The organism is Aquibacillus albus, assembly GCF_016908325.1.
GTDB lineage: Bacteria > Bacillota > Bacilli > Bacillales > Amphibacillaceae > Aquibacillus_A > Aquibacillus_A albus.
The window spans coordinates 1-24,039 of the sequence record NZ_JAFBDR010000037.1 but is presented as its reverse complement, the minus strand read 5'-3'; the positions used below and the strand labels follow the sequence as shown (position 1 = coordinate 24,039).

Genomic DNA, 24,039 nt, shown 5'->3' with positions numbered 1-24,039 from the left:
ATTAAAAAGATAAAGCGCAGAGCACTTTATCTTTTTAATAGAACCTTCAATTTTTCGCGAGTTACAGGACCAACTATTCCATCTACTGCGATACGTTGATCTTGTTGGAATGCTTTCACAGCTGCTTCGGTTTCATTACCAAACTTTCCGTCAGCCCCGAATCTAGGCAACCGATAGCCGAGTGATACAAGTTTTTTTTGTAAATCTTGAACAGCCTGCCCTTGATCCCCATGGCGAAGAACAGCCGCTAGAAAAGATGCTAGGTATTCGACAGGATTTAAGCAATTATTATTCCGGTCAGCGCTCCAACCATAGAGTGTCGTATTCTCAGCTTTTTTTCTTACTTCATAATGAAGGTGGGATCCTGTCACTTGCCCTGTGGCACCTTGAAATCCAACGACAGTTCCAGCTTGGATAGTTTGCCCAATTATTACTGCTGTACTATCAAGATGTGCATACAGCTGACCGCGATTCTTTTGATCTTTAATGAGAACCACAATTCCGTAGCCGCCAAGACCTGTACCTTTTTTACCTTCGCCCGCGTAAATGACTTCACCGTCCGTAAACGCCTCTATTGGCGCTCGATGTTTTTTTACGAGGTCAATTCCTGTGTGCCATTCCCTTATGCCGCGAATCGGATGGGTTCTCCATCCAAAGTGACTAGTTATACGATAGCCTCTAAATTGTGTCATGATAACTGCCTCCAATAGATTTCTTCGTCCGCTAAAAGTTTCCGTAATTTTGGCTTGGCATGCCTTGCCCAGTTCTTTACTGTGTTAACTGTCACCCGTTCCTTCACCGCAATTTCCTTGATGGACAGATCTTCGAGAATAAATCGTGTAAACCACTTCATTTGATTTACCGTTAGTGCGCTTTTAATTTGTTCGAGCAAATAAGGGTCAAAACCTGTATCGAGCGTAGATGTAATCTGTCCCATCGAAGCGGTGGATAAATAATCAGCAACCTTTTTTGCCTGAGTATTTCGGGTGCGAATCATCGTCAAAAATGATTTTTCAATACGAAAATAGGCATAACTAGAGAATTTTCCTTTAGCAGAATCATAGGTTGCTAGTGCTTTCCAGAGCGTCACCATCCCCTCCTGATAAAACTCCTTTTCTGGATCACGAATCCCTAATTTGTTTAAGAGATAAAAGATTATGTTTTCATGTTCTTCCAATACTTCGTCAAAATTATATTCGATCAAAAATGGCCTCTTTCCATAAAGGCGCCTTCATTCTATTATTCCGCGGTAAACTCATCATAAGTTAGAGGGATTAAACACTCATCTAGGCAAAGGTGAAGTTTGAGGAGGTAAAATTGAAGTTTCCTATATAAAAATTGAATTTTCTTAGACGAAACGTGACGTTTGAAGTTTGATTCTTGAAGTTTGAACGAAAATGATTTTTTATCTCTTTTGTCGAAGGGGTCAGACCCCTATTATCCAAAGTTAATGCACAGATAAGGATCTGGCGGGGTGCTCGGATTTTTTGCTCTAGTAAAAAAATCGTCAAGAGGGTATAATAAAAAGTATAGGAAAGTCATCTATTATTTGCCGATTTTTTTATTCCTCTTCATGTCCAAGCATGGCATCCACGCTACTCCTAATAGTGGATAGAACCTCGTTTTTCACCGAAAAAATGTTTAAGGCACTTGATTTTATTCAATTTTTGTTTTAGTTTGTTTAGTGGTTAGATTTTTAATAGCAAGGATTTATAAAATTTTAGAAGTGATCGAGTAAGGAGTAAGAACTAACGAAAGGGGGAGTTGCCTCTGAAATTGTTAGGACGTGCCCAGGTTGATCCGTATTAAGTTCGTTGCTAGAAAAAAGTCGTTGAAAATAACTAAATAGTAGAACTCAATCAGTATAATGATTAGTAAAAAAGGAAAGCATTGGAATATGGCACTTTCCATTTTTTTTATTTTCCCTCAAGTCGATTGTAGGGGAGATTATTGGATGTGTGTGGAGTTTAATTAGAAATAATAGTAATAGTAAGGAAGGAATGCACATAGTTTGTAAAATGACCGTAAAATGAATTAAATACTAATCCAGAAAGCGAGGCGTTTAAGATGTCAAAGAAAGGTAATGTTATTAGCTTCAACGACTATAAACGGAAAAAGTATGGATTAGATAGACCGATTTTCAGTGAGCCGGTCAAAATTTCGATCGGTGATCCAAAAGATCCAGAAAAAAAGACTACATTTGTTGTTGTTTGTAACTTTGTTCATGACGATCGCCAATTTCTCGCATTAGATCCAGTGGACAAAGAAGAAGAGCTGTACACTATAGTAGAAGGTGTAGTAGACAGAGGGTCATTAGTAAAAGTAGTGCCAATTGCTGAGCATGAGTATCCGGAAATTGAAGCCAAATTTTCAAAGATATTTGCTCAGGTTAACACAAAGTATGAAGATGATAACCGAAGAAGTTTCGGTTTAAAAAGGTAATAGTATAGAAAATGAAAAAGCAATAATCGGTTCCTTATAATTAGAGGAATCGGTTGTTGTTTTTTCTTTTGAATAAAAGTGTGTTTATGCGCAGCCTTCGGGGAAATACTTTCACTTATGTAGTGTTTATGCGCAGCCTCCAGGGAAATACTTTCACTCATGGATTGTTTATGCGCAGCATCCGGGGAAATACTTTCACTCATGGAGTGCTTATGCGCAACCTCCAGGGAAATACTCTCACTCATGGATTGTTTATGCGCAGTCTCCGAGGAAATACTTTCACTCATGGAGTGCTTATGCGCAGTCTCCGAGGAAATACTCTCACTTATGTAGTGTTTATGCGCAGTCTCCGAGGAAATACTTTCACTCATGGAGTGCTTATGCGCAACCTCCAGGGAAATACTTTCACTCATGGAGTGCTTATGCGCAGCCTTCGAGGAAATACTCTCACTTATGTAGTGTTTATGCGCAGTCTCCGAGGAAATACTTTCACTCATGGAGTGCTTATGCGCAGAATCGGCGGAAATACTATCACACTCCCAGCGTTATTGCGCATGTTTCGGGAAATTACTAGCAATCTAGCATTCGTTATGCGCATAACTCGTGAAATACTATATCCGCCGTATCATTCTTCCATCTTATTTAAGGAAGCTGCTAAGCATTTTCACTACTGGACCTGCTTGATTTGCAATCCCCATCACATTTTGAACACCACTACCGATTTTTTTCATATCAAGATTTCCATTTTCATCTTTTAATAGTGATCCTAACCCTTGGGAGGGCTGTTGAAATCGTTGACGTGGAACGCCTCTTGGAACTCTGTGGTAAGGATGTGGGAAAGGCGGTCGGGGGTGTGGCCCTCTCATCGGATGTCGGTATTGTCTGGCTCTTGGTGGTATCATCATTGACCTCCTCGTAAAATTTTTGATAACAAAACCTTCTTTACCAAGGCTTAAGGTTCCGAGTCACTTTCTGTAAAATAGTGAATACATGTAAACAGATTTCATTTCTACAAAAAAATGGACTAGTTGCAATACAATATGCAATTTCAATTGGAAAGAAACGGTTAAATAACTAGAATACTAGAAAATAGTGTGGTGTACCTCAATCGTGTGCCGAACAAGGGGAAAGTTGAATTGAATTTATCCAAGCAATAGGCTACACTTTGAATGAATAATTAAAGTGGGTGCAACTATGAACGATAGACAAAAGCAATTATTAAGGATTTTATTAACAGAAACCAAGGAAACGTTTAACATTGTTCATCTAGCGGATCGGCTGGCGTGTGCCGAAAAGACAGTGCGGAATGATTTGAAGCGTATGGACAAGCTGCTGGATGAATATTCGAGTGCTCACCTTAAACGACAGCCTGGTATTGGTATAACACTTGAGATTAATGAAGCAGAGCGGTCAGCTATTTTTCAGCGGCTGTTATCTAATGAGCCAAAAACATCGGAGGACCGCATCACTGAAATAGCCTATCACCTGTTGGTTAACGATAAAGCAGTTACATTACAAGAATTAGCTAAAAGCTATTATGTTCCAAGAGCGACCATTAAAAAAGACATGGACGCGATAGCGAATTGGCTGAAGGTATTTGATCTGGAACTTATCTCTAAACCGCGTATTGGAAATGTCGTTCAAGGGAATGAGTTCAATAAGCGGAGTGCGCTCGCTCACTTATCACAGCTAGCTTCATCAGCTTCGTCTAACAAAAACTATGTACTAGATTTATTTTTAGATTATGAAATAACTACTGTGAAAAAAGCTCTGAATGACATGCAACATCGTTATTCTATTGCTTTTACGGACGGTGCAATTGAAAGTTTACTTGTTCATGCGCTTATTATGATTAAACGAACGAGACAAAAGTCACCTGTTTTTATTCCACAGGATGAGAAAGATTCCGTTCATCAATATAAAGAGTACCAGCATGCTTCTGGATTTTTTGAAAACCTAGAATCCGTCTTTCGCATCACTTTTCCTGAAGATGAGCGTATTTATTTTACCTGGCATTTAATTAGTAGCAAAAAAAGAGAAGGTGGGACGAAGGATACTGCTTTCTCAGATAAATATTTAATGGAAATTGTTACCGCTTTGACGTCCAAGCTGAGCAAACTGACCCTTTTCTCTTTTGAAAAAGACTCCGTATTAGCACAAGGCCTTGCTGTTCATATCCATTCGGTTATAAATCGAATCAAGTACGGGTTTCCGATCACGAATCCACTTTTATCTGATATTAAGAAGATGTATCCCTACCTGTTTAATATGGTTGTTCTGGCCATGGAAGAGATAAAGGAAAACTATAACCTAGACGTTCCAGAGGATGAGGCCGCTTATCTTGTGCTTCATTTTCAGGCTTCGATTGAAAGGCTGGATGGAAGCCGGCAAAAGAGGAAACGCACATTGATTGTCTGTCACATGGGGGTCGGCATGTCCCATCTTTTAGAGGCTAAACTAGAACAGCATTACCAGGATATCGAGATTGTAGATTGTATCGGAAAGGCAGATGTACGTGAATGTTTAAAAAATCATGCGGTTGATTTTATTATAACAACGGTGGCACTGGAGCGAATAAACATACCTCATGTCGTTATCTCACCACTTTTGGAAGCGAAGGATCAAGAAAAGCTCAATCAGTTTGTTGAAGATCTGGAACATAAGCAGGGAGGAAGCGGGGAAGAGACACAGCTTTCTTCCTTGATTCGGGGTGATTTGGTTCATCTTGATGTAGACAAGGAACATCCCTTTGAAGTGGTTGAAATGCTAGGAGATGTCCTTTTTCAGAAAGGGTTTATTTGTAAAGAATTTGTCCATAGCGCACTCGTTCGGGAAGGAAAATCAGCCACATCGATTGGTGGAAGCATAGCTATTCCCCATGGAAATCCATCGATGGTCAATCAGTCTGCTATTGCAGTTGCGGTGCTGAAAAAGCCGGTGGAATGGGGGACGGAGCAGGTTTCCATTGTCTTTATGCTGGCGATTTCGAATGATGATAAGGGGCTAAATCGTGGGGCGGTCAAACAAATTGTATCAATTAGTGACAATCCTAAGTTTGTTCAAGCGTTAATAGCCGCAAAAAGTGTCAAAGCGTTTTTGGATAGGATTGATTAAATTCGCGAGTGGGGAAACCTGCTCTTTTTTTACGCGTTAGAAAATTTTAGCTGGAGTTAATCGACGTAGAAAAAATTTTAAGGAACGAAGTAAAGATCGCCTGCGCCTAAAGGCTTGGCACTAGCCAAGTTTTCTTTATCATTCATTAATTTTTACCACAAGTTCCGGTAAAAATTAAAATCAATCAGCGGACAAGTTAGCGCTACAATGAATGTAAACAATTACAAAAAACGTTTTTAAGGGGGAAACATCATGAAGGTACTAGCTGTTACAGCCTGTCCGGTTGGGATTGCCCATACATATATGGCTGCTGAGAATTTGCAAAAAGCAGGCCAAGAGATGGGTATTGACATAAAAGTGGAAACACAGGGTTCCATCGGAGTAGAAAATGAGTTGACAGAAAAAGATATTGCAGAAGCTGATGGTATTATCATTGCCGCAGATAAAGAGGTTTCCAAAGAGCGCTTTGCAGGTAAAAAAGTAATCGTTACCGGAGTACAGGAAGGAATTCGTAAGCCGAAAGAGTTAATTGAAAAATTACAAAGCGGTGATGTGCCGGTTTATGGACCAGAACTAAAATCGATTGAAGATGTAAAAGGGAAACGGAAACAAAAAGAAAACCCAATTTATAAGCACTTGATGAATGGTGTATCATATATGGTTCCGTTTATCGTTGTTGGTGGATTATTGATCGCGCTTGCATTAACAATTGGTGGCGAGCAAACACCAGGAGGCATCGTCATCCCTGAGGATTCGATATGGAAGCAAATTGAAAGCCTCGGTGGTACAGCATTTATGTTCATGATACCGATTTTAGCCGGGTTTATTGCTGTTAGTATTGCTGACCGTCCAGGGCTTGTACCAGGTATGATTGGTGGGTACATTGCAGCAAATGGTAGTTTTTATGGAAGTGAAGCTGGTGCAGGCTTCATTGGTGGAATTATCGCTGGTTTCCTAGCTGGTTACATTGCGCTTGCGATTAAGAAAGTGAAAGTGCCAAAAGCGGTACAGCCAGTAATGCCAATTATTTTTATACCAATAATTTCTTCCGTTATTGTCGGTTTATTGTTTATTTTTGTTATCGGTGCGCCTGTTGCACAAGTTTTCGAAGGGTTAACAACATGGCTTGCTGGCATGCAAGGAGCAAGTTCGATTTTACTAGCGGTTATCCTTGGTGCGATGATTGCAGTTGATATGGGTGGACCATTCAACAAAGTAGCATTTTTGTTTGGTGCTTCGATGATTGCAGAAGGAAACTATGGAATTATGGGTCCAATTGCGGTAGCGATCTGTATTCCGCCAATTGGAATGGGACTTGCAACAATGCTTAATAAGAGAAAATATGCACAAAACGAAAGGGAAGCAGGGAAGGCGTCCTTTACGATGGGATTCTTCGGAATTACAGAAGGTGCGATTCCATTTGCAGCACAGGATCCACTACGTGTTATCCCAAGTATTATCGTAGGTTCTGCAGTTGGGTCAGTCATCGCAATGCTTGGTAATGTTGGGGACAAGGTAGCCCATGGCGGACCAATTGTTGCAGTGTTAGGGGCAGTAGACAATGTCGTATTCTTCTTTATTGCAGCAATTGTTGGGATTCTTGTGACAGCGTTTATGGTTAACTTCTTGAAAAAAGATGTAGCTGTAGAGACTGCTGGTGGTCATGTGCAGGAAGGAGCTTCTTTTGCTGAAGTGGCTGCAACGACAGAAGAAACAGTTGAAGAGCCAGTAAAAGGTGAAATTAGTAAGCTAGTGGATATTACCGATGAAAGTTTAATTGATACAGAATTATCTGGCTCTACACGTGACGATGTTATTGATGAATTGATTGAGAAATTCGATGCTGCAGGAATTTTAGATTCTAAGCAAGTATTTAAACAAGCGATTCTTGATAGAGAAGGCGAGAGTTCAACAGGACTAGGCATGAATATTGCGATTCCACATGGAAAGTCAAATGCAGTAAATCGTCCAGCCGTAGCGTTTGGAATCAAGCGTGACGGGGTTGACTGGAACAGCTTAGATGGAACAGAAGCAAAGCTTATTTTCATGATTGCCGTACCAGAAAACAGTGCAGGAAATGAGCATCTAAAAATATTACAAATGCTATCCCGAAAACTAATGGACGAAGAATTCAGAAAAAAATTACTAAAAACCAAAACTAAACAACAAGCATATCAGTTATTGGAAGAAATAGAGTAAGGGGGTCTGACCCCGCTTGTGGACAAATGGGGTGATTTGTCCTTGCTGGGAGGACAGTTGAGAAGTGGTTTGGGAATAGCTTACAATGTAAACCAAAAATAAGGTGGTGCCTGTGTATTGGTACCACCTGTTTTTATCGAATGTTCGTTGATGGTTGCTAAATATAACGAATAATTTCTTCTCTCATTATTAAGGGGTCTAGCCCCGCTATTGGGCCTCGTTTGTGGACAAATGTCCTTTCTTGTTCCACCTACCCTAGCAAGAAGCATTACAAAAAATCGTCTGTATTATCAATCATTTCATAGATTCGTTTTACAAAATTTTGATCAAAATTATGATACCAATTATAAGGAAGTTCTATTTCCTTCATCAACGATAAAAAGTCTTCCACAAGGTTTCCGTCAAAGTCAGTCCAAGAGCATCTTTTTAATTCTTCAAAAGCTTGCTGCTGTGTCATTCTTCCAACACTATAATTTCTTGAATCATACGTCATGGCATCAAAGGAATCACATATTCGAATAATTCTTCCTTGTATGGATATTTCCTCTCCAGTAAGACGCCGTGGATACCCGGTTCCGTTCCAATTTTCGTGATGATCACGCACGAATTCTGCGGCTCTTGTTTTTCCAAGCTCGACTCTTACTATCCGATTACTGACATGACAATGGCTTTCAACAATCGTCATCTCTAAGCTATTTAACTTTCCAGGCTTCATCAAAATTTCTTTTGATATTCCAATTTTGCCAATGTCATGAAGTAAAGAAGCTATTCTCATATCCTCATCATACACATTTATCTTTTTTGCTAACATGGTTGATAGATACATAACTCGTAAAGAATGATGTTTGAATGCTTTAAGGACCTCATTATCTTGTGCAATATCATTAAACAGAGACTCCGGAGTTCTTTTGGGTGCCATAATCACACTCCTCTAGCTACGGTTTCAAAGATTATACCACAAGACAAATGTATAAAAATTACAATTTAATCAGAATTCACCTAAGCACTTTTCAAAATTAGTCAATCAATTTGTTTAAAAATTTTGAAAGAAACCAAAGCCTGTATATACATTTAACTATGGATAATTAGAGAGACAATTCATTCCCCTTTACGACAAATGACCATCTCTTGTACAGGGTCAATCATTAACAGAGGGGTCTGACCCCGCTTGTGGACAAATGTGGTGGTTTGTCTTCGCTGGGAGGACAGTTGAGAAGTGTTTTGGGAATAGCTTACAATGTAAACCAAAAATAAGGTGGTGCCTGTGTATTGGCACCACCTTATTCTTATCGAATGTTCGTTGATGGTTGTTAAATGTAACGAACAGCTTTTTCCCTTGGTCGACCCGTATGTCAGCCGTTCGATAATTTACAGAATTACTCCGGTAAATTTTTTACCTATCATTTCAATCAAGCACTGACCAACAAATAATTCACCAAAATCAAATAAACAACTGAAGCACCGATGAACATCATCGTAAAGACGTAATTACTTTTAGCAAATACGTACGGCGACATAGGTGGTGATAGATTACTCATTAAAATATTCGCTCCACTAAACGTACTAGCAATCATACCGGACACAAATCCAACGAGCAATGTACTAGCAAAAACGACATGATTGATCCCAAGAATAGACGGGTCAATGACCTCTCCGACAAACACAATCGCTACAAATTGATGAACCCCAATGATAGCTAGTAGCAAAATGACGACGATAATGACGGGAATATAGATAATAGCAGCATAATCAGAAGAAGCACCAGGTAGTATACTTAAAATCTGATGGTTTAATCCTACTAATTCAATCGTATAAATGGTTAGTCCAGCACTGATGATGACAGAGAATTGGTTGAACATCGTTGGCGCCCTATCTTTAACTAAAACATGGAGATAGATCCACCATCCTTTTACTTTTTGTAACGCCATACTCCATATCAATGTAAAAGGTAAAATACTTAATACAATTAATTCCATCATTCCTAGCGGTAAGTTCTCATCTATCAATGTTAAGATAACAAAATAGACGACAATGGGGATTAGCATTCTGGCTAGGAATAGCCAATCACCTTTGTGAAACGTTACCTCTTTTGTCTCTTCTTGTGGCGCATCCCATTTGTTACGTGATTCTAAGAGTGTTGAAATAACTAATCCAAGTACTACGATAAAGGCATTAACTCCTAACAAGGAAATGAAATTCGTGTCCACAATATCAATGGCAAATGCAACTGCTGCACCTAATGGGGTACAAACCATCGCAATGCCAAACGACCGTACAATGATAGAAGAAAAGGATAAATCTGGTGTCTTTTTACTATCCGTGGAGGAGAAAATTGACATTGAAATTGGCAGAGAAGCTAAGTTTGTCAGGTTAGCAAGCATAAAGGATGTATAATTAACGACATTACGTGGGGATATTTTTTTACTCGCCAACTGAATAAACCGCTGAATGTTCGGTATGAATTCTTGTATCGGCATTGCGATAATCGGGACAATACAAATAAATAACAGTAACTTAACCATATAAGAGAAACCGTGGATGATTTCTCCCCAGTACACATCATTTGTCCAGCCGACTACTACCGTCATCACTAAAAAAAAACTGCTTAGAAACAGGTTAAATTTGCTTATCCCGAAAAACGTACTAATTAGTAATAGGATGGAAATACCGTCTAATAGCCATGCCCCTGGATAGGTAGGCAACATCGTATGTACAACGAATAAAATAAACGCAAACACAATAAGTATAGCTCTGATTTGCTGAATTGAATGTCTAATGATTAACCTCTCCCTTACTACACACACTATTGTACCTTATTATGAAAATTTATGGGGGTCTGACCCCGCTTGTGGACAAATGAGGTGATTTGTCCTTGTTGGGAGGACAGTTGGGCGGGATTCATCATGCCGGGGGAACTAGTGTCTGTCCCGGAATCGTTAGCTTTATGGTAGGATTGTCTTAGAATATATTAAATGAAGCAAAAGGAGATAAATGAAATGAAAGAGTCTTCTTCTTTAACAAGATTCGGTATCTCTATGGAGGACAAACTACTAAAGTCGTTTGATCAGCTTATTAGAGAAAAAGGTTATAAGAATCGTTCTGAAGCGGTAAGAGATTTGGTTCGTGATGCTTTAGTAAAGGAAACATGGAGTGACAAAGATCAACTTGTAGCAGGCTGTATTCAAATTTTCTATAATCACCATCAGCGAGGATTAATGGAAAATCTAACAACGATCCAGCACGAATTCCATCATATGATACTAGCAACAACACACATTCACCTTGATCAACATAACTGTCTGGAAATGATCGTTGTTAAAGGGAAGGTGAGTGAATTACAGCTATTGTGTAACGAATTACTGTCTATGAAAGGTGTTAAGTACGGGGACTTTTCGGTTACACCTGTGGAAATAGATTAACTCTATCAAATGATGCTAAGTTATCCAATCGAGCTAGTAAAAGGACTGTGTTAGGAAAACAACTCCATTACAGTCTTTTTTGTTGTCGATTTTATCACGGTGAGTAACCGTCGTAAAACCCTCCCAAAAGTTCAAGGCAAAGCAAAGAAGTTTAATTGGGGGATAATGGACGCTAACATCCTGATTGGTTCAACTAACCACTTTATGTGTTGTAAACTTAGACACTCGCTATTAAACGGTACGAATACGGAGTTTCTCCAATGTTAAGCTTTCCTTCTTCTTCGCATGATAAGTCGTTTCTGTGTGTTACGAATTTTGAGAAATGTGTTACAATTAGCAAATGTTAATACTTGAATATTGCTGAAAATTCTTATAAATAGAAAAGGATCAATGGGGGATTACAAAATGAAAAAAATTGGATTAGTCTTCGTTATCGTTGTGTTACTAGCGATAGTAACAGGATGTACACAATCTAGTAATCATGTGAAAGAAGATGTAAGCATTGGAGCACAAGAAGTGAAAAAAGATTTAATTCTAGCTATAGGTTCTGAACCGGATGCAGGATTTGACCCAACCACAGGGTGGGGGAGATATGGATCACCACTTTTTCAGAGTACGTTGCTAAAACGTGATAATGATTTGAACATCGTAAATGATTTGGCAACAGACTATGAAATAAGTGAAGATGGGTTAACTTGGACAGTAGAATTACGAGATGATGTTGTCTTTACTGATGGCGAACCGCTAACGTCAGAGGATGTACAGTACACATTTGAAACGGCTCGAAATAGAGGGTCTGTATTAGACCTCAGCATACTAGAAAAGGTAGAAGTCGATGGGGACCTTACTGTGAAGTTTACATTAGCGGAGCCACGTTCTACTTTTATCCATTCGCTGATTACAACGGGCATTGTACCGAAACACGCCCATGGTGATGATTATGCGGAGAATCCGGTTGGATCTGGTCCTTTTCAATTTGTGCAATGGGACAAGGGACAACAGCTTATTATCGAAAAAAATCCAAATTACTATGACAACCAGCCTTCCTTTGAAAAAATCACGTTTCTATTTTTAGGAGAAGATGCTGCCTTTGCTGCAGCGAAAGCAGGGGATGTTGATATGGCTTCGATTCCGTCTGCATTTGCTCAACAACAGGTACCAGGCATGGGCCTAGAAGCGGTTCAAACCGTAGATAATCGAGGGGTGCAATTTCCTTATGTTCCGTCAGGGGAGACAACAGAAGACGGCTACCCAATCGGAAATGATGTCACTGCAGACCCAGCGATTAGAAAAGCAATCAATATAGCTGTTGACCGAGAGGCACTTGTTGAGGGTGTTCTAGAAGGCTATGGAACTCCAGCATATACTTCGGTAGACGGGTTACCGTGGTGGAATTCTGAAACGGTAATAGAAGATGGAGATATGGAAGCTGCCAGCACAATCCTACAAGAAGCAGGGTGGATGGAAGGAAACAATGGCATTCTACAAAAAGGCAATTTGAAAGCGGAATTCACTCTCCTTTATCCTGCAAGTGATGTGACAAGGCAGTCTCTAGCGATTGCTTTAGCTGATATGATCAAACCACTTGGTATTTTAATTCAAGTGGAGGGAAAAAGCTGGGATGAAATCGAGAAAAGGATGTATTCCGATGCAGTTCTATTTGGATGGGGAAGTCATGATCCACTAGAAATGTACAACCTTTATAGTAGTAAAAATGCTGGTATCGATTATTATAATACAGGCTATTACCAAAATAATGTAGTTGATGACTATATGGAGCAGGCTCTAGCTGCAACAGACCAGCGTGAAGCAAATGAGTTCTGGAAAAAAGCGCTATGGGATGGCAGCACTGGCTTGAGCGCAAAAGGGGATGCGCCTTGGGCATGGTTAGTGAACATCGATCATTTGTATGTAGTGGATGAGCAATTAGACATTGGTAAACAACGCATTCACCCGCATGGTCACGGCTGGCCTGTTACCGATAACTTAGTAGAATGGAAGTGGGATTAGTCCAATGAGATGGCGATTTACTAGGAATCTTGGAATCTTTCTGTTTTGGAAGGCTATTAAAATGGCTTCCCTACTAGTCGCGATTTCTTTCCTATCATTTTTGTTGGTAAAACAATCACCAATCGATCCAATCCAAGCGTATGTCGGAGCTGATATGCTGAATGTGAGTCCGGAGCAACGGGAAAGAATTGAGGAATATTGGGGGCTTAATGAGCCTATAATGGAGCAATTTTGGAGCTGGGGTTCCGCGATTTTGTCTGGTGATTTAGGGACATCGATGATTTATCGCTTACCAGTATCAGAGGTGATAGGAGAGCGGTTTATTAATTCTATCGCTCTGATGAGCACAGCATGGGTATTATCGGGTATCATTGGCTTCTCGATGGGTGTTCTTGCCGCGATGAAAAAAGATACATGGATAGACCGGATTATAAAATGGTATTGCTATACGCTGGCCTCTACTCCTACTTTTTGGATGGGGCTTCTTCTATTAATTGTGTTTGCCGTATGGTTAAACTGGTTTCCGGTTGGCATGGGAGTGCCTGCGGGAGTGCTTGCTGAAGATGTAAATATCATGGATCGAATCAAACACCTTATTCTCCCTGCTTTGACCCTGAGTATTATTGGAGTAGCAAATATTGCTTTACACACGCGCCAAAAATTAATCGAAGTATTATCTAGTGATTATGTCGTTTTTGCAAGAGCTAGAGGCGAAAAAGGCTTTACGTTATTTTGGAGACATGGATTACGCAATATAGCATTACCTGCGATCACGTTGCAGTTTGCTGCTTTTAGTGAATTATTCGGCGGAGCTGTATTGGCAGAGCAGGTTTTTTCCTATCCTGGATTGGGACAAGCAACCGTAGAAGCGGGGCTTAGAGGTGATGTTCCTTTATTGTTAGGGCTAGTACTTTTTAGTGCCATTTTTGTCTTTGTTGGAAATTTAATTGCTGATATTATCTATCGTGTTGTCGATCCAAGGACGAGGAAGGAGCAGTCTTATGCAGCTAAGTAAACAACTAAATTTAAATAAAAGACAAAGTACCCTCCTTGCTTGTATCGTTTTGTCTATTATTGTTTGTGCGGTGGTTCTCACAGGCTTTTTGTACGATGAAGATCGAATCGCTTCTAATTTAGAAGTGCGGAATGCGGCACCTTCCTTTGATCACTTTTTTGGTACAGACTGGCTTGGAAGGGATATGTTTTCTCGTACAATCATGGGGCTTTCGTTGAGTATTGGGGTGGGATTGGTTGGCGCCATTGGCAGTGCTTCTATATCTATTATTCTCGGGGTAATTGCCGCTACGATGGGGAAAGTGGCCGATAGCATTGTAACATGGCTGATTGACCTTTTTCTTAGTGTGCCACATCTCGTTTCACTAATCCTGATTGCCTTTGCTTTTGGTGGGGGATTCAAAGGGATTGTGTTTGGAATTGCACTTACGCATTGGCCAAGTCTTGCCCGCGTCATTCGTTCTGAGGTGATGCAGGTTCGATCATTAGACTTTGTTCAAGTATCGAGAAAAATGGGGAAATCGCGCTGGTGGATCGCGAAGGAACATATTATGCCACACATCGTTCCGCAAATTATCGTAGGAATTTTACTCCTATTTCCACATGCGATTTTACATGAGGCTGCAGTTACTTTTTTAGGGCTCGGTTTGTCGCCTCATGAACCAGCAATTGGCATTATCCTATCTGAATCGATGCGATATTTATCGGTCGGAATGTGGTGGCTCGCATTTTTCCCAGGCATTTGTTTACTTATTATCGTTCGGATGTTTGACAAAATTGGGGATAATCTTCGCATGTTAATTGATCCCCATCATGCGCACAGATAAAGTGAAAAAAGGAGTTTAACCTATGTCAATCCTTGAAGTGGACAATCTTTCTGTTTCTTTCAAGCAATATACGAGTGGTCTTCGCCAACATACGCAAGAGGTAATATCCAATTTAAGTATGGAGCTTGTATCTGGTGAAATTTTGGCGGTGGTTGGAGCGAGTGGTTCTGGAAAAAGTCTGCTTGCACATGCCATTTTAGGCATTCTTCCCTCCAATGCTCAAACAAGTGGAAAAATTAGATTTGATGGGGAAGTATTAACAACAAAGCTCCAGGAGCAACTGAGAGGTAAAGAAATTGCACTTGTTCCGCAGTCGGTGAGCTTTCTAGATCCTTTAATGCGTGTCGGAGCGCAGGTTCGTACTTCCGTAAGAAAAGGGAAAGCGAAAGAAGCACAGAAAAAAGTATTTGAGCGTTATCATTTAAAAGAAGAAGTGGAAAACATGTATCCTTTTCAGTTGTCTGGAGGAATGGCGAGGCGAATCCTTGTGTCTACAGCGATGGTAAGCGGTGCTCGCGTAATTATTGCAGATGAACCAACGCCAGGCCTTGATTCGGTTGTCATTAAAGAGGCGTTAACCAATTTTAGAGAATTCGCTGACCAGGGGTGTGCCGTTATGCTGATTAGTCATGATATCGAATCTGCGTTACAAGTTGCAGACAAGGTTGCGGTATTTTATGGAGGAACTGTTCTTGAAATTGCTCCCGCTGAGAACTTTGAAGGGAACGGAGATCGATTGCAACATCATTATAGTAAAGCATTATGGAGAGCACTTCCTCAAAACGACTTTACGTGCGAGTTCAAAAATTAGAAGCAAGCAGGTCGAAGCGCGGCGAAGCTTCTAAGGACCAGAAGAATGACCCAGCGGATAGGAATGAGGTGTAATCATGCTACTTGAGGCAAATCATGTTAGCTTTCGGTACGGGACGGAACCATGGCTGTTTCGTCATGTTGATTTTAAAATAAAGACTGGTGAAATTGTAGGCTTAGTTGGACCGAGCGGTAGTGGGAAAACTACGTTTGGTCGCCTGTTGGCAGGCTATGAAACACCACACGAAGGTAGTATTACATTAGATGGAAGTCCTGTTCCCTCTAATCGGTATCATCCAATCCAGTTAGTGTTTCAGCATCCTGAAAAAGCTGTCAATCCTAGATGGAAAATGCGGAAAATTGTGAATGAAGGCTGGGAACCTGATGAAGCTTTACTAGAAAAACTAGGAATCATGCAAGAATGGCTTGAACGATGGCCAAATGAGCTTTCTGGTGGAGAACTACAACGGTTTTGTGTAGCAAGAGCTTTAGGGACAAACACTCGATTTTTAATTGCAGATGAAATGACAACGATGTTAGATGCGATTACACAGGCACAAATTTGGCATGCAGTTCTTGAAATCGCCGAGAAACGAAATATGGGAGTCCTTGTCATCAGTCATGACCACCACCTCATTCACCGACTATGTACAAGAATTATCGAATTTAAAGATTTAGTGTAAGGAGTAAAAAATACAGCTTCCATCTCTTAAGATGGAAGCTGTATTTTTTAAACTCTGGAAAAAGGGGTCTGACCCCGCTTGTGGACAGTTGTCCTTGCTGGGAGGACAGTTAGTTAAATCAAAAATGTATTATTGATGGAAAGTGCTCTTGTGTTTAGTATTTAAATAAACCGTTAAGTAGGAAGTGAATAACTTGTGAGAAAATACAAAACAGTCCTGTTCTTGTTGTGCAAGAAGAGGCACTACTACGAAGGCGGTTATGCCATCGTGGGACAAGGGACCTGTCCCCCCGTCCCAAAAATTCAAAGGGAGTGATACAAATGGAATTAACCGGTATAATTGGTGGATTTTATAAGATATCTGTTTGGATTACAAGGTTTGCGGCTGTAAATTTACTTTGGTTTATTTTTAATTTTCCTGTTTTCTTCTTTGTTTACAATCTATTACTAGTAGAGACGATCAATGAGTTAGTCGTAACAGTTATTATCCTAAGTGTGATCACACCGTTTATCTTTTTTCCAGCTACTACAGCGATGTTTGCCGTTATGCGGAAGTGGGTAATGGGTGAGGATATTAAACTAGCTTCATCTTATTGGAAATATTATAAAGAAGAATACAAAAAAAGCGTTATAGGTGGAATGGTAATAGGTTGTTTTTGGCTTCTTCTTGCTATCGATTACTATTTCTATATCAATGCTAGCCAGAGTAAGCTATTTATTGCTTTTTTCATCCTACTTGCCTTTATTTTAGCTGTCTTCACGTTACACTTTTTTTCCATCATCGTTCATGCTCAGACAAAATTATTCTCTGCATTTAAAAATGCGATGTACATTACAATTGGGAGTCCAATCCTAACGATTGAAATTGGATTAATCAGTGGATTAATTCTTTATTTCAGTTTTCATGGTGTAGCATTTTTAATTCCTTTCTTTATTGGTGCTATTATAGCGTTTGTATCTTTTGCAGGTTTTTTAAGGTTTTATTCAAAAGTACAAACAAAACACTAATCACCGAATCCTTGATATGAAAGGGTTTACATCTGTTTATACGAAAATAATATTATAAATTTAAAAAAGTACTACACTGGAATTCTGAATTTTCAAAAGAGTGTTATTGCGTGAAAGCCCTTACTTTTATAACGTTGAAAATGTAAAAGTTGTTCAAAAGGAGGGTGCTTTTATCACAAAAAAATAAAGTGGTTATCACGATTAGTGAGAGGAAGTGATCAATACGATGATAGATAATGAAATTAGTACACAAAAACCTACAGATGTAAGCGCATACACAAAGATGGAAAAATCACCAGGTAAATTAAAAAAGTTTTTTAAGCATGTAAAACGGGATCGATATCTTTATTTACTAGCATTACCTGGTATCATTTACTTTTTTATATTTAAATATGTGCCAATGTACGGAATTACGATTGCATTTAAAGATTTTTCCCCTTTTATAGGATTTACTGATAGTCAATGGGTGGGATTACAACATTTTCAACGGTTATTTACTGGTGAAGACTTTTGGATGCTATTGCGTAACACTTTAGCAATTAGTTTCCTGAATATATTGTTTTTCTTTCCTTTACCTATTATTCTATCAATCTTACTTAATGAGTTAAGAAGTCAGGTATATAAACGGACTGTACAATCTTTGGTGTACTTACCGCACTTTTTATCATGGGTAATCATTGCGAGCCTTACCTTTATGCTTTTAGGAAAATCAGATGGAATCATAAACTATTTCCTAAACGAACTGGGTTTCGGTACCTTTGACTTTTTAACAAATCCTGATGTTTTCTGGTTTTTATTAACAGGACAATCTGTTTGGAAAGAAGTTGGCTGGGGAACCATCATCTTTTTAGCGGCAATTGCGGGTGTAAACACTGAACTTTATGAAGCTGCAAAAATGGATGGTGCGAACCGGTTTAGGCAGATTTGGCACGTAACCTTACCTGCAATCCGTAATGTCATCATCATTCTTTTAATCCTACGTTTAGGTGATGTGATGGAAGTAGGATTTGAGCAAGTATTTCTAATGTATAATGGTGCAGTTTCAGAAGTTGCCGAAGTATTTGATACGTATGTCTATCGTGTCGGTATTCAACAGGGCCAATTTAGCTACAGTACAGCGGTAGGTTTATTCAAATCATTTGTAGGTCTCGTATTAGTTGTTATCGCCAATCGAATGTCAAAACGATTTGGTGAAGAAGGAATTTATTAAGGAAGGAGTGAATCAAGTGAAACTTAGCTTAGGTGATAAAATATTTAACATAGCGAATGTCATTTTTCTTGGACTGATTGCTCTTGTAACGATGTTTCCCATTTATTATGTGTTTGTTGTTTCCTTTACAGAACCAGCGGAATATTTGCAGAAAACCATTGTCCTATGGCCGGATAACTGGTCGTTAGCTTCTTATCGATATTTGTTATCAGCACCTACCTTTATCCAAGCCATTGGTGTTAGTACATTTTTAGCAGTCGTCGGTACGCTATGTAGCCTAATTGTTACATCTTCCTTTGCCTATGCGTTATCGAGGAAAAAATTTAAAGGTAGAAGAGTTATTTTGCTACTTGTTCTATTCACGATTCTATTTAGTCCTGGGATTATTCCAAACTATTTGTTAGTAAAAGAGTTGGGGTTAATCAATAGTTTATGGTCCGTAATCTTAGTATCGCTATCTAACGGTTGGTTTGTTATATTAATGAAAGGATTCTATGATAGTATTTCTGATACATTAGTAGAAGCAGCCACGATTGACGGGTGTAATGATATAACAGCATGGATTAAAATTATATTACCTTTATCGTTACCGTCTATAGCAGCATTTGGATTGTTTTTCGCAGTACAGTATTGGAACCAATACTTCAACGCGTTACTGTATTTAAATGATGCAAGTAAATGGCCAATCCAAGTATTGTTGCAAAACATGTTAATTGATTCATCAAGTAGTAGCCTTGGTGATGTCGATCCACTCATTAAACCACCACCGAGTCAAACATTAAAAATGGCGGCGGTTGTAATAGCGATTGTACCAATCATCTGTGTATACCCATTCTTACAAAAGCACTTCGCTAAGGGGGTGATGATTGGCTCAATCAAGGAGTAAGACTGACTCACGTAGACATTTCGAATTCATACTTTATTTTGCTTCACTTATTCTTTTATACTATCAAGCAATTTAGATGATAGTATAAGTCAAACAAAGGCTTTCGCGATACACTTGGCGATAAGCCACCAAGCTTTTCTAAACAAAGGGAGGATGGCAATGAAAAAGTTATTGTTAATTATGGGGTTGTTGTTAGTATTGTTGTTAGCTGCTTGTGGCGGTGATGAAGAGGAGACAGCAACGAATGAAAATTCTGGAAACGATTCAGAGAATACATCATCAGAAAATAATGATTCAGAGGATGCTTCAAGTGAAGATGAGGAGCCTACTGAGGTCAGAATTATGAGTCACTTCTTTAGCCCGACACCACCAAGTGAAGACAATGAAGTAGAACAGAGAATAGAAGAAGCAACGAACACGGAACTAAACATTGATTGGGTTTCTGCAAACAATTACCCAGACAGATTTAATGTTGTATTAGCTTCCGGTGATCTTCCAGACTTAATGCTAGTGCCAGACCCGTTTAGCCCAGTATTCCGACAAGCTGCAGACCAGGGAGCATTCTGGGATGTTGGTCCATATATTGATGATTATCCAAATTTCAAGAAAAACATTGCTGATATTGCATGGGATTTAACAGCTATGAATGGAAAGCAATATGCTATTCCGCGTCCAAGACCGTCAGAAGGGGAAGGCTTTTTCACCGTTAGAAAAGATTGGTTAGATAATTTAGGCCTAGAGGAACCTACTACAACAGATGAATTGTACGAAGTTATGAGAGCGTTTTCGCATGATGATCCGGATGGAAATGGCAAGGATGATACGGTAGGCTTTATCGGCTATATTAACGATGAGAATATGGGTTCATTTGGCTCATTTGAAGGCGTGTTCAACGGTGTTAATGGTGAGTGGGGATTACAAGATGGTGAGCTAGTTCATCGAGCTTTTTACCCTGGAACACGTGATGCGATTGAATATTTAGCAAAAGCCTATGAAGAAGGGTTAATTGCAGCAGACTTTGCTTCCTTGCAAGTAAGTCAAGCGAGAGACATATTTAAAGGTGGAAAAGCTGGGGTTAGCGTAGAAAAATCCGGTGCACTGCAAGACGTTTACGATTCACTTGTACAAATTGATTCTGATTTTGAGTTTAAGAATTTGTTACCTTTGACTAATCTTAATGGATACAATCCAAAAGGACCTGGTTTCTCAGGTGCAAATGCAATTCCTAAGTCTGTTCCAGAAGAGAAAATGAAGAAAATTTTAGCTATGTATGATCGCTGGATGGAAGAAGATGTGTTTATGTTGCATAAGCACGGAATTGAGGGAGTCCATCACACCGTTGAAGATGGAGAAATTGTAATTGATACAGAAAAGATTCTAGCTGATGGTATTGCTGACCATAACCAGATTGTTTACGTATCTGATCCTTATGCAAGTACAGTAAAACCGACATTCCCAGAAGAAGTACAAAAAATGTATGCGGATATTCAAGACGAGCGAGAAAAAACGAGTGTAGGGAATATTGCAGTTGGTCTCCATTCTGAAATCGGTATCACGTACTTACCAGAGCTTAGAAAAGATGCTCAGGATTTGAAAACGAAGATTATTCTTGGAAGTGAGCCAATTACAGCATGGGATGACTTTGTTGAAGAGTTAAAAAATGATCCAGATATGCAGCAATTAACAAAAGAAATTAATGAATCTTACCAAAGTAGATAAGTAGCAATAAAATGTAGTAGCACCCTCGAGATGTAGAGGGTGCTATTTCTTGTTTGAATGCTAGATTAATTATGGTAAACTATTGTTAAAGCGCTTACATAAGTGTAGGGGGTGGTCTAGTTGAGAATGAAATTACAAAATAAGCTGCCAAGTTTCTTACATATTAGTGGTAATTATCGAAAAAACCTTGTTGTGTTTTTATTACTTGCTAGTTTTCCTGGAATCATATTTAGTTTTTTACTTTTCTTCGTTAGTAAGTCACAAATGGAAAACGAGTTACAAACCGTTCATCAGAATCATTTGTACAACACAATTGATTCGATTAAAGAACAATTTTTTAACTTGGAATTGTTGATGGCAAACTGGGCATCTCATGCAAATATGCAGGATTATAACGATTTAGATGTCGTGCGTGACTATCAGAACATAAGAGATATTTTTGATACGCTTATTTCGATGGAAGGCTACAACCCACTAATTGGTCGGGTGGAATTATTTTTGAATAACCCCAAACCAATCGTTTATACAAAGAATGGTTATACTTTATTAGACGATGAACAGCAACTAAATGATTACACTGCATTTCTTTCACATAACCAAAAGATGTTTTGGAACCATTCCCATAAAAGTATTGAAGCTGGTTACAAAGACCGTTATGCACCACTAGTGATGGTCCATAATCTAGACAATCATTTATTAGCTCCTTTTGGTTCCATCATTATTTTCTTAAATAAAGATAAACTGGAGGATATACTACAATCACCCTATGAAGATGGTTCCGTATTTTTGTTACGAGAAAATGACCAATGGCTTTTCGGAAAAGAAAATCAAACACAACCGGATCCCCTTCAAACAGTTATTATGGATGAGATAGCAAAACGCTCTAATAGTCCGGAACCATTCGTATATCACTATGATGATATCAAATATACCGTTACGTATGATCACTTTACAAGACTCGGTGAAAAGTGGTACTACGTATCGATCGCTCCTATGACAAACATCACCGCTCCTGTCGTTTTTATTTCAAAAATTTCTATTTACTTAAGTCTATTTGTTTTTATTTTTGCAATTTTCCTTTCGATGTTTGCATCCAGAAAATTATACGCTCCGATTGAGAAACTTATACAAAAGGTAAATGGAAGCGGGAACAATCGAGTCCCATCGAAAAATGAATTTGAACTGATTGAAACACAGATCAATCATTTATCAACGGAAAGTGAAGAATTACAGCACCGCTTAAAAAAACAACTCCCACATTTACGGGAAGGGTTTCTTTTACAGCTTGTGCAAGGATATTTATATGCTTATCGTGAAGAAGATTTATTGGAGCGCATGCAGCAATTTGGCTCTAAAGATAAAGCTAAAAAATATGTGATTGCATTTGTTCAGATGTTTGGATTTGCTAAGTTAAAAGGAAGATTTTCAGAAGGCGATGAAGGATTAGTAACGTTTTTAGCAGTGAATATAGCGGAAGAGTTAATCCATTCATCAGATATGGAAGCTGATGTAATCAACTTTCATGATCTGTCGTTAGGAATATTGTTCTCTTTTTCTGAGGATCAATCTACCGAGGATATTGATCGCATGATAGTTACTTTTAGTGAAGAACTAATAGGATATATAAACGAGATCTGCAAAATGAACGTATCGATTGGAATTAGTAGAACGTCTGATTCTTTGAAATCTGTTCATAGTATTTTTGAGGAAACAAAGCAATCGTTAAGTTTCCGTAATTTGCAAGAAAACAATCAGATTATCGAGATGAAGAAAATGGATATTCTTATGAATAGTCATGATAATTTCGAGTATCCGTTTGATCTCGAAAAAGAAATCACACATGCGATACGACTTAGGAATACAGAGGAAGCGGTAATATTAGTCAATCGATTCTTTTTGACCTCTTCCGAAAAAAATGTTAGTGAAGCGATGATGAAGCAGGGAGCTCTTAAACTTTTGGGCAGTATTTTTCACATTGTTTTACAATCAGGTTTAATTGAGGACTTTGTAACAGAGGGTGCTAATTTATATGAAGAGCTATATAAATTAAAGGATCCAGAGGAGATTAGCCAGTGGTTTGAGGATAAAGTTATCATCCCAATTATTGATGAGCTTTCACAGAAGCAGGATCAACGGCTACGATTAATTGTTCAAAAAGTAATCGACATGCTGGAGGAAAATTACATGGAGGACATTTCCTTAGATTTTTGTGCGGACGAAGTAAACTTGAACCCTTCCATTTTAAGTAAGGTGTTTAAGGAATTTTCCGGCTGGAATTTTATTGATTATTTAACGAATATCCGCTTAACAAAGGCAAAGGATCTTCTCATGGAAACAGATACAAAAATAAAAGATATTGCAGAAAGCATTGGCTACAAGCATAGTTATTTTAATCGAATATTCAAAAAACACGAAGGCATCACCCCAAGCGAATTCAGAGAAATGAATAGAAAAAATATTATATAGGGACAAGGGGACAGGGACAAGGGGACAGGCACCTTGTCCCTTTCTGATGCCGGGATAAAGGGCAGTAGGTGCCGACGTTGGACGACATACGAAAGGTACTGTCCTCCCACAGCGGACAAATGTCCACAAGAGGGGTCAGTGATATTATCCCCTTATAGTAGACACAGCACTAGTGGGGTGTTACGTTGTCGCTATAAGGGGAGATTTTTGTGAGTAATAAAAGATACACGAAA

Annotated in this window: 19 protein-coding genes; 14 read left to right on the top strand and 5 right to left on the bottom strand. The window is 39.0% G+C overall.

Going from position 1 to position 24,039, the window contains the following annotated elements; genetic code table 11:
* Positions 1–26: 26 nt before the first annotated feature.
* Both JOC48_RS20090 and JOC48_RS20085 read right to left on the bottom strand, forming a co-directional pair.
* A complete protein-coding gene (locus JOC48_RS20090; protein WP_204502204.1) occupies positions 27–692 on the bottom strand; it encodes a peptidoglycan DD-metalloendopeptidase family protein in 666 nt (221 codons plus the stop codon).
* Entirely contained in the window at positions 689–1,204 is a 516-nt protein-coding gene (locus tag JOC48_RS20085; RefSeq protein WP_204502203.1) for a sigma-70 family RNA polymerase sigma factor, read from the bottom strand. Before JOC48_RS20085 ends, JOC48_RS20090 begins: the two co-directional genes overlap by 4 nt.
* An 863-nt stretch (positions 1,205–2,067) precedes the next feature.
* Between JOC48_RS20085 and JOC48_RS20080 the strand changes: the two genes are divergently transcribed.
* Positions 2,068–2,442: a hypothetical protein gene (locus JOC48_RS20080; RefSeq protein ID WP_204502202.1), complete on the top strand. Its 375-nt coding sequence runs from the start codon at positions 2,068–2,070 to the stop codon at positions 2,440–2,442.
* 638 nt (positions 2,443–3,080) lie between these two features.
* Here JOC48_RS20080 and JOC48_RS20075 read toward each other — a convergent pair.
* Entirely contained in the window at positions 3,081–3,344 is a 264-nt protein-coding gene (locus tag JOC48_RS20075) for a YppG family protein (protein WP_204502201.1), read from the bottom strand.
* Positions 3,345–3,636: 292 nt separating this feature from the next.
* Between JOC48_RS20075 and JOC48_RS20070 the strand changes: the two genes are divergently transcribed.
* Both JOC48_RS20070 and JOC48_RS20065 read left to right on the top strand, forming a co-directional pair.
* Positions 3,637–5,556, top strand: coding sequence for a BglG family transcription antiterminator (locus JOC48_RS20070; RefSeq protein ID WP_204502200.1), 1,920 nt, complete (start codon positions 3,637–3,639; stop codon positions 5,554–5,556).
* A gap of 252 nt (positions 5,557–5,808) precedes the next feature.
* Positions 5,809–7,755, top strand: a complete 1,947-nt coding sequence (locus JOC48_RS20065) for a PTS fructose transporter subunit IIABC (RefSeq protein ID WP_204502199.1) — start codon at positions 5,809–5,811, stop codon at positions 7,753–7,755.
* Positions 7,756–8,023: 268 nt separating this feature from the next.
* On the opposite strand, the gene JOC48_RS20060 is transcribed toward JOC48_RS20065, so the two are convergent.
* Together JOC48_RS20060 and JOC48_RS20055 are read right to left on the bottom strand one after the other, a co-directional pair.
* Positions 8,024–8,674, bottom strand: a complete 651-nt coding sequence (locus tag JOC48_RS20060) for an HD-GYP domain-containing protein (RefSeq protein ID WP_204502198.1) — start codon at positions 8,672–8,674, stop codon at positions 8,024–8,026.
* Between the two features lie 490 nt (positions 8,675–9,164).
* The gene (locus JOC48_RS20055; protein WP_204502197.1) at positions 9,165–10,559 is read right to left on the bottom strand and encodes a hypothetical protein; all 1,395 of its coding nucleotides are present in this window, start codon (positions 10,557–10,559) and stop codon (positions 9,165–9,167) included.
* A 192-nt stretch (positions 10,560–10,751) separates the two neighbouring features.
* Here JOC48_RS20055 and nikR point away from each other — a divergent pair, with 192 nt between their 5' ends.
* The 11 genes from nikR to JOC48_RS20000 all read left to right on the top strand — a co-directional run bounded on the left by nikR (position 10,752) and on the right by JOC48_RS20000 (position 23,806).
* On the top strand, positions 10,752–11,174 hold the full coding sequence (gene nikR / locus JOC48_RS20050) for a nickel-responsive transcriptional regulator NikR (RefSeq protein WP_204502196.1): 423 nt from the start codon (positions 10,752–10,754) through the stop codon (positions 11,172–11,174).
* Between the two features lie 405 nt (positions 11,175–11,579).
* A complete protein-coding gene (locus JOC48_RS20045) occupies positions 11,580–13,184 on the top strand; it encodes an ABC transporter substrate-binding protein (RefSeq protein ID WP_204502195.1) in 1,605 nt (534 codons plus the stop codon).
* Between the two features lie 4 nt (positions 13,185–13,188).
* A complete protein-coding gene (locus JOC48_RS20040) occupies positions 13,189–14,199 on the top strand; it encodes an ABC transporter permease (RefSeq protein WP_204502194.1) in 1,011 nt (336 codons plus the stop codon).
* The gene (locus tag JOC48_RS20035; protein WP_204502193.1) at positions 14,186–15,025 is read left to right on the top strand and encodes an ABC transporter permease; all 840 of its coding nucleotides are present in this window, start codon (positions 14,186–14,188) and stop codon (positions 15,023–15,025) included. The genes JOC48_RS20040 and JOC48_RS20035 overlap by 14 nt, the downstream gene beginning before the upstream one ends.
* Positions 15,026–15,047: 22 nt before the next feature.
* Positions 15,048–15,836 carry an ATP-binding cassette domain-containing protein gene (locus tag JOC48_RS20030; RefSeq protein ID WP_204502192.1) on the top strand — a complete coding sequence of 263 codons (789 nt, stop codon included), beginning with the start codon at positions 15,048–15,050 and terminating at the stop codon, positions 15,834–15,836.
* A gap of 76 nt (positions 15,837–15,912) precedes the next feature.
* Positions 15,913–16,518, top strand: coding sequence for an ABC transporter ATP-binding protein (locus JOC48_RS20025; RefSeq protein ID WP_204502191.1), 606 nt, complete (start codon positions 15,913–15,915; stop codon positions 16,516–16,518).
* A gap of 320 nt (positions 16,519–16,838) precedes the next feature.
* The gene (locus JOC48_RS20020; RefSeq protein ID WP_204502190.1) at positions 16,839–17,525 is read left to right on the top strand and encodes a YesL family protein; all 687 of its coding nucleotides are present in this window, start codon (positions 16,839–16,841) and stop codon (positions 17,523–17,525) included.
* A 283-nt stretch (positions 17,526–17,808) separates the two neighbouring features.
* Positions 17,809–18,735 carry an ABC transporter permease gene (locus JOC48_RS20015; protein WP_239584501.1) on the top strand — a complete coding sequence of 309 codons (927 nt, stop codon included), beginning with the start codon at positions 17,809–17,811 and terminating at the stop codon, positions 18,733–18,735.
* A gap of 16 nt (positions 18,736–18,751) precedes the next feature.
* Positions 18,752–19,621: an ABC transporter permease subunit gene (locus JOC48_RS20010; protein WP_204502188.1), complete on the top strand. Its 870-nt coding sequence runs from the start codon at positions 18,752–18,754 to the stop codon at positions 19,619–19,621.
* 159 nt (positions 19,622–19,780) lie between these two features.
* On the top strand, positions 19,781–21,340 hold the full coding sequence (locus JOC48_RS20005) for an extracellular solute-binding protein (protein ID WP_204502187.1): 1,560 nt from the start codon (positions 19,781–19,783) through the stop codon (positions 21,338–21,340).
* Positions 21,341–21,466: 126 nt separating this feature from the next.
* Positions 21,467–23,806 (top strand): AraC family transcriptional regulator, encoded by a 2,340-nt coding sequence (locus JOC48_RS20000; protein ID WP_239584499.1) that lies wholly within the window; start codon positions 21,467–21,469, stop codon positions 23,804–23,806.
* The last annotated feature ends 233 nt before the right edge of the window (positions 23,807–24,039 follow it).

Coding starts and splice junctions, on each gene's coding strand:
- JOC48_RS20020 (WP_204502190.1), top strand. CDS start 16,839: ATGGAATTAACCGGTATAATTGGTGGATTTTATAAGATATCTGTTTGG.
- JOC48_RS20015 (WP_239584501.1), top strand. CDS start 17,809: ATGGAAAAATCACCAGGTAAATTAAAAAAGTTTTTTAAGCATGTAAAA.
- JOC48_RS20060 (WP_204502198.1), bottom strand. CDS start 8,674: ATGGCACCCAAAAGAACTCCGGAGTCTCTGTTTAATGATATTGCACAA.
- nikR (WP_204502196.1), top strand. CDS start 10,752: ATGAAAGAGTCTTCTTCTTTAACAAGATTCGGTATCTCTATGGAGGAC.
- JOC48_RS20080 (WP_204502202.1), top strand. CDS start 2,068: ATGTCAAAGAAAGGTAATGTTATTAGCTTCAACGACTATAAACGGAAA.
- JOC48_RS20005 (WP_204502187.1), top strand. CDS start 19,781: ATGAAAAAGTTATTGTTAATTATGGGGTTGTTGTTAGTATTGTTGTTA.
- JOC48_RS20040 (WP_204502194.1), top strand. CDS start 13,189: ATGAGATGGCGATTTACTAGGAATCTTGGAATCTTTCTGTTTTGGAAG.
- JOC48_RS20065 (WP_204502199.1), top strand. CDS start 5,809: ATGAAGGTACTAGCTGTTACAGCCTGTCCGGTTGGGATTGCCCATACA.
- JOC48_RS20090 (WP_204502204.1), bottom strand. CDS start 692: ATGACACAATTTAGAGGCTATCGTATAACTAGTCACTTTGGATGGAGA.
- JOC48_RS20075 (WP_204502201.1), bottom strand. CDS start 3,344: ATGATACCACCAAGAGCCAGACAATACCGACATCCGATGAGAGGGCCA.
- JOC48_RS20030 (WP_204502192.1), top strand. CDS start 15,048: ATGTCAATCCTTGAAGTGGACAATCTTTCTGTTTCTTTCAAGCAATAT.
- JOC48_RS20000 (WP_239584499.1), top strand. CDS start 21,467: ATGAAATTACAAAATAAGCTGCCAAGTTTCTTACATATTAGTGGTAAT.
- JOC48_RS20070 (WP_204502200.1), top strand. CDS start 3,637: ATGAACGATAGACAAAAGCAATTATTAAGGATTTTATTAACAGAAACC.
- JOC48_RS20035 (WP_204502193.1), top strand. CDS start 14,186: ATGCAGCTAAGTAAACAACTAAATTTAAATAAAAGACAAAGTACCCTC.
- JOC48_RS20025 (WP_204502191.1), top strand. CDS start 15,913: ATGCTACTTGAGGCAAATCATGTTAGCTTTCGGTACGGGACGGAACCA.
- JOC48_RS20045 (WP_204502195.1), top strand. CDS start 11,580: ATGAAAAAAATTGGATTAGTCTTCGTTATCGTTGTGTTACTAGCGATA.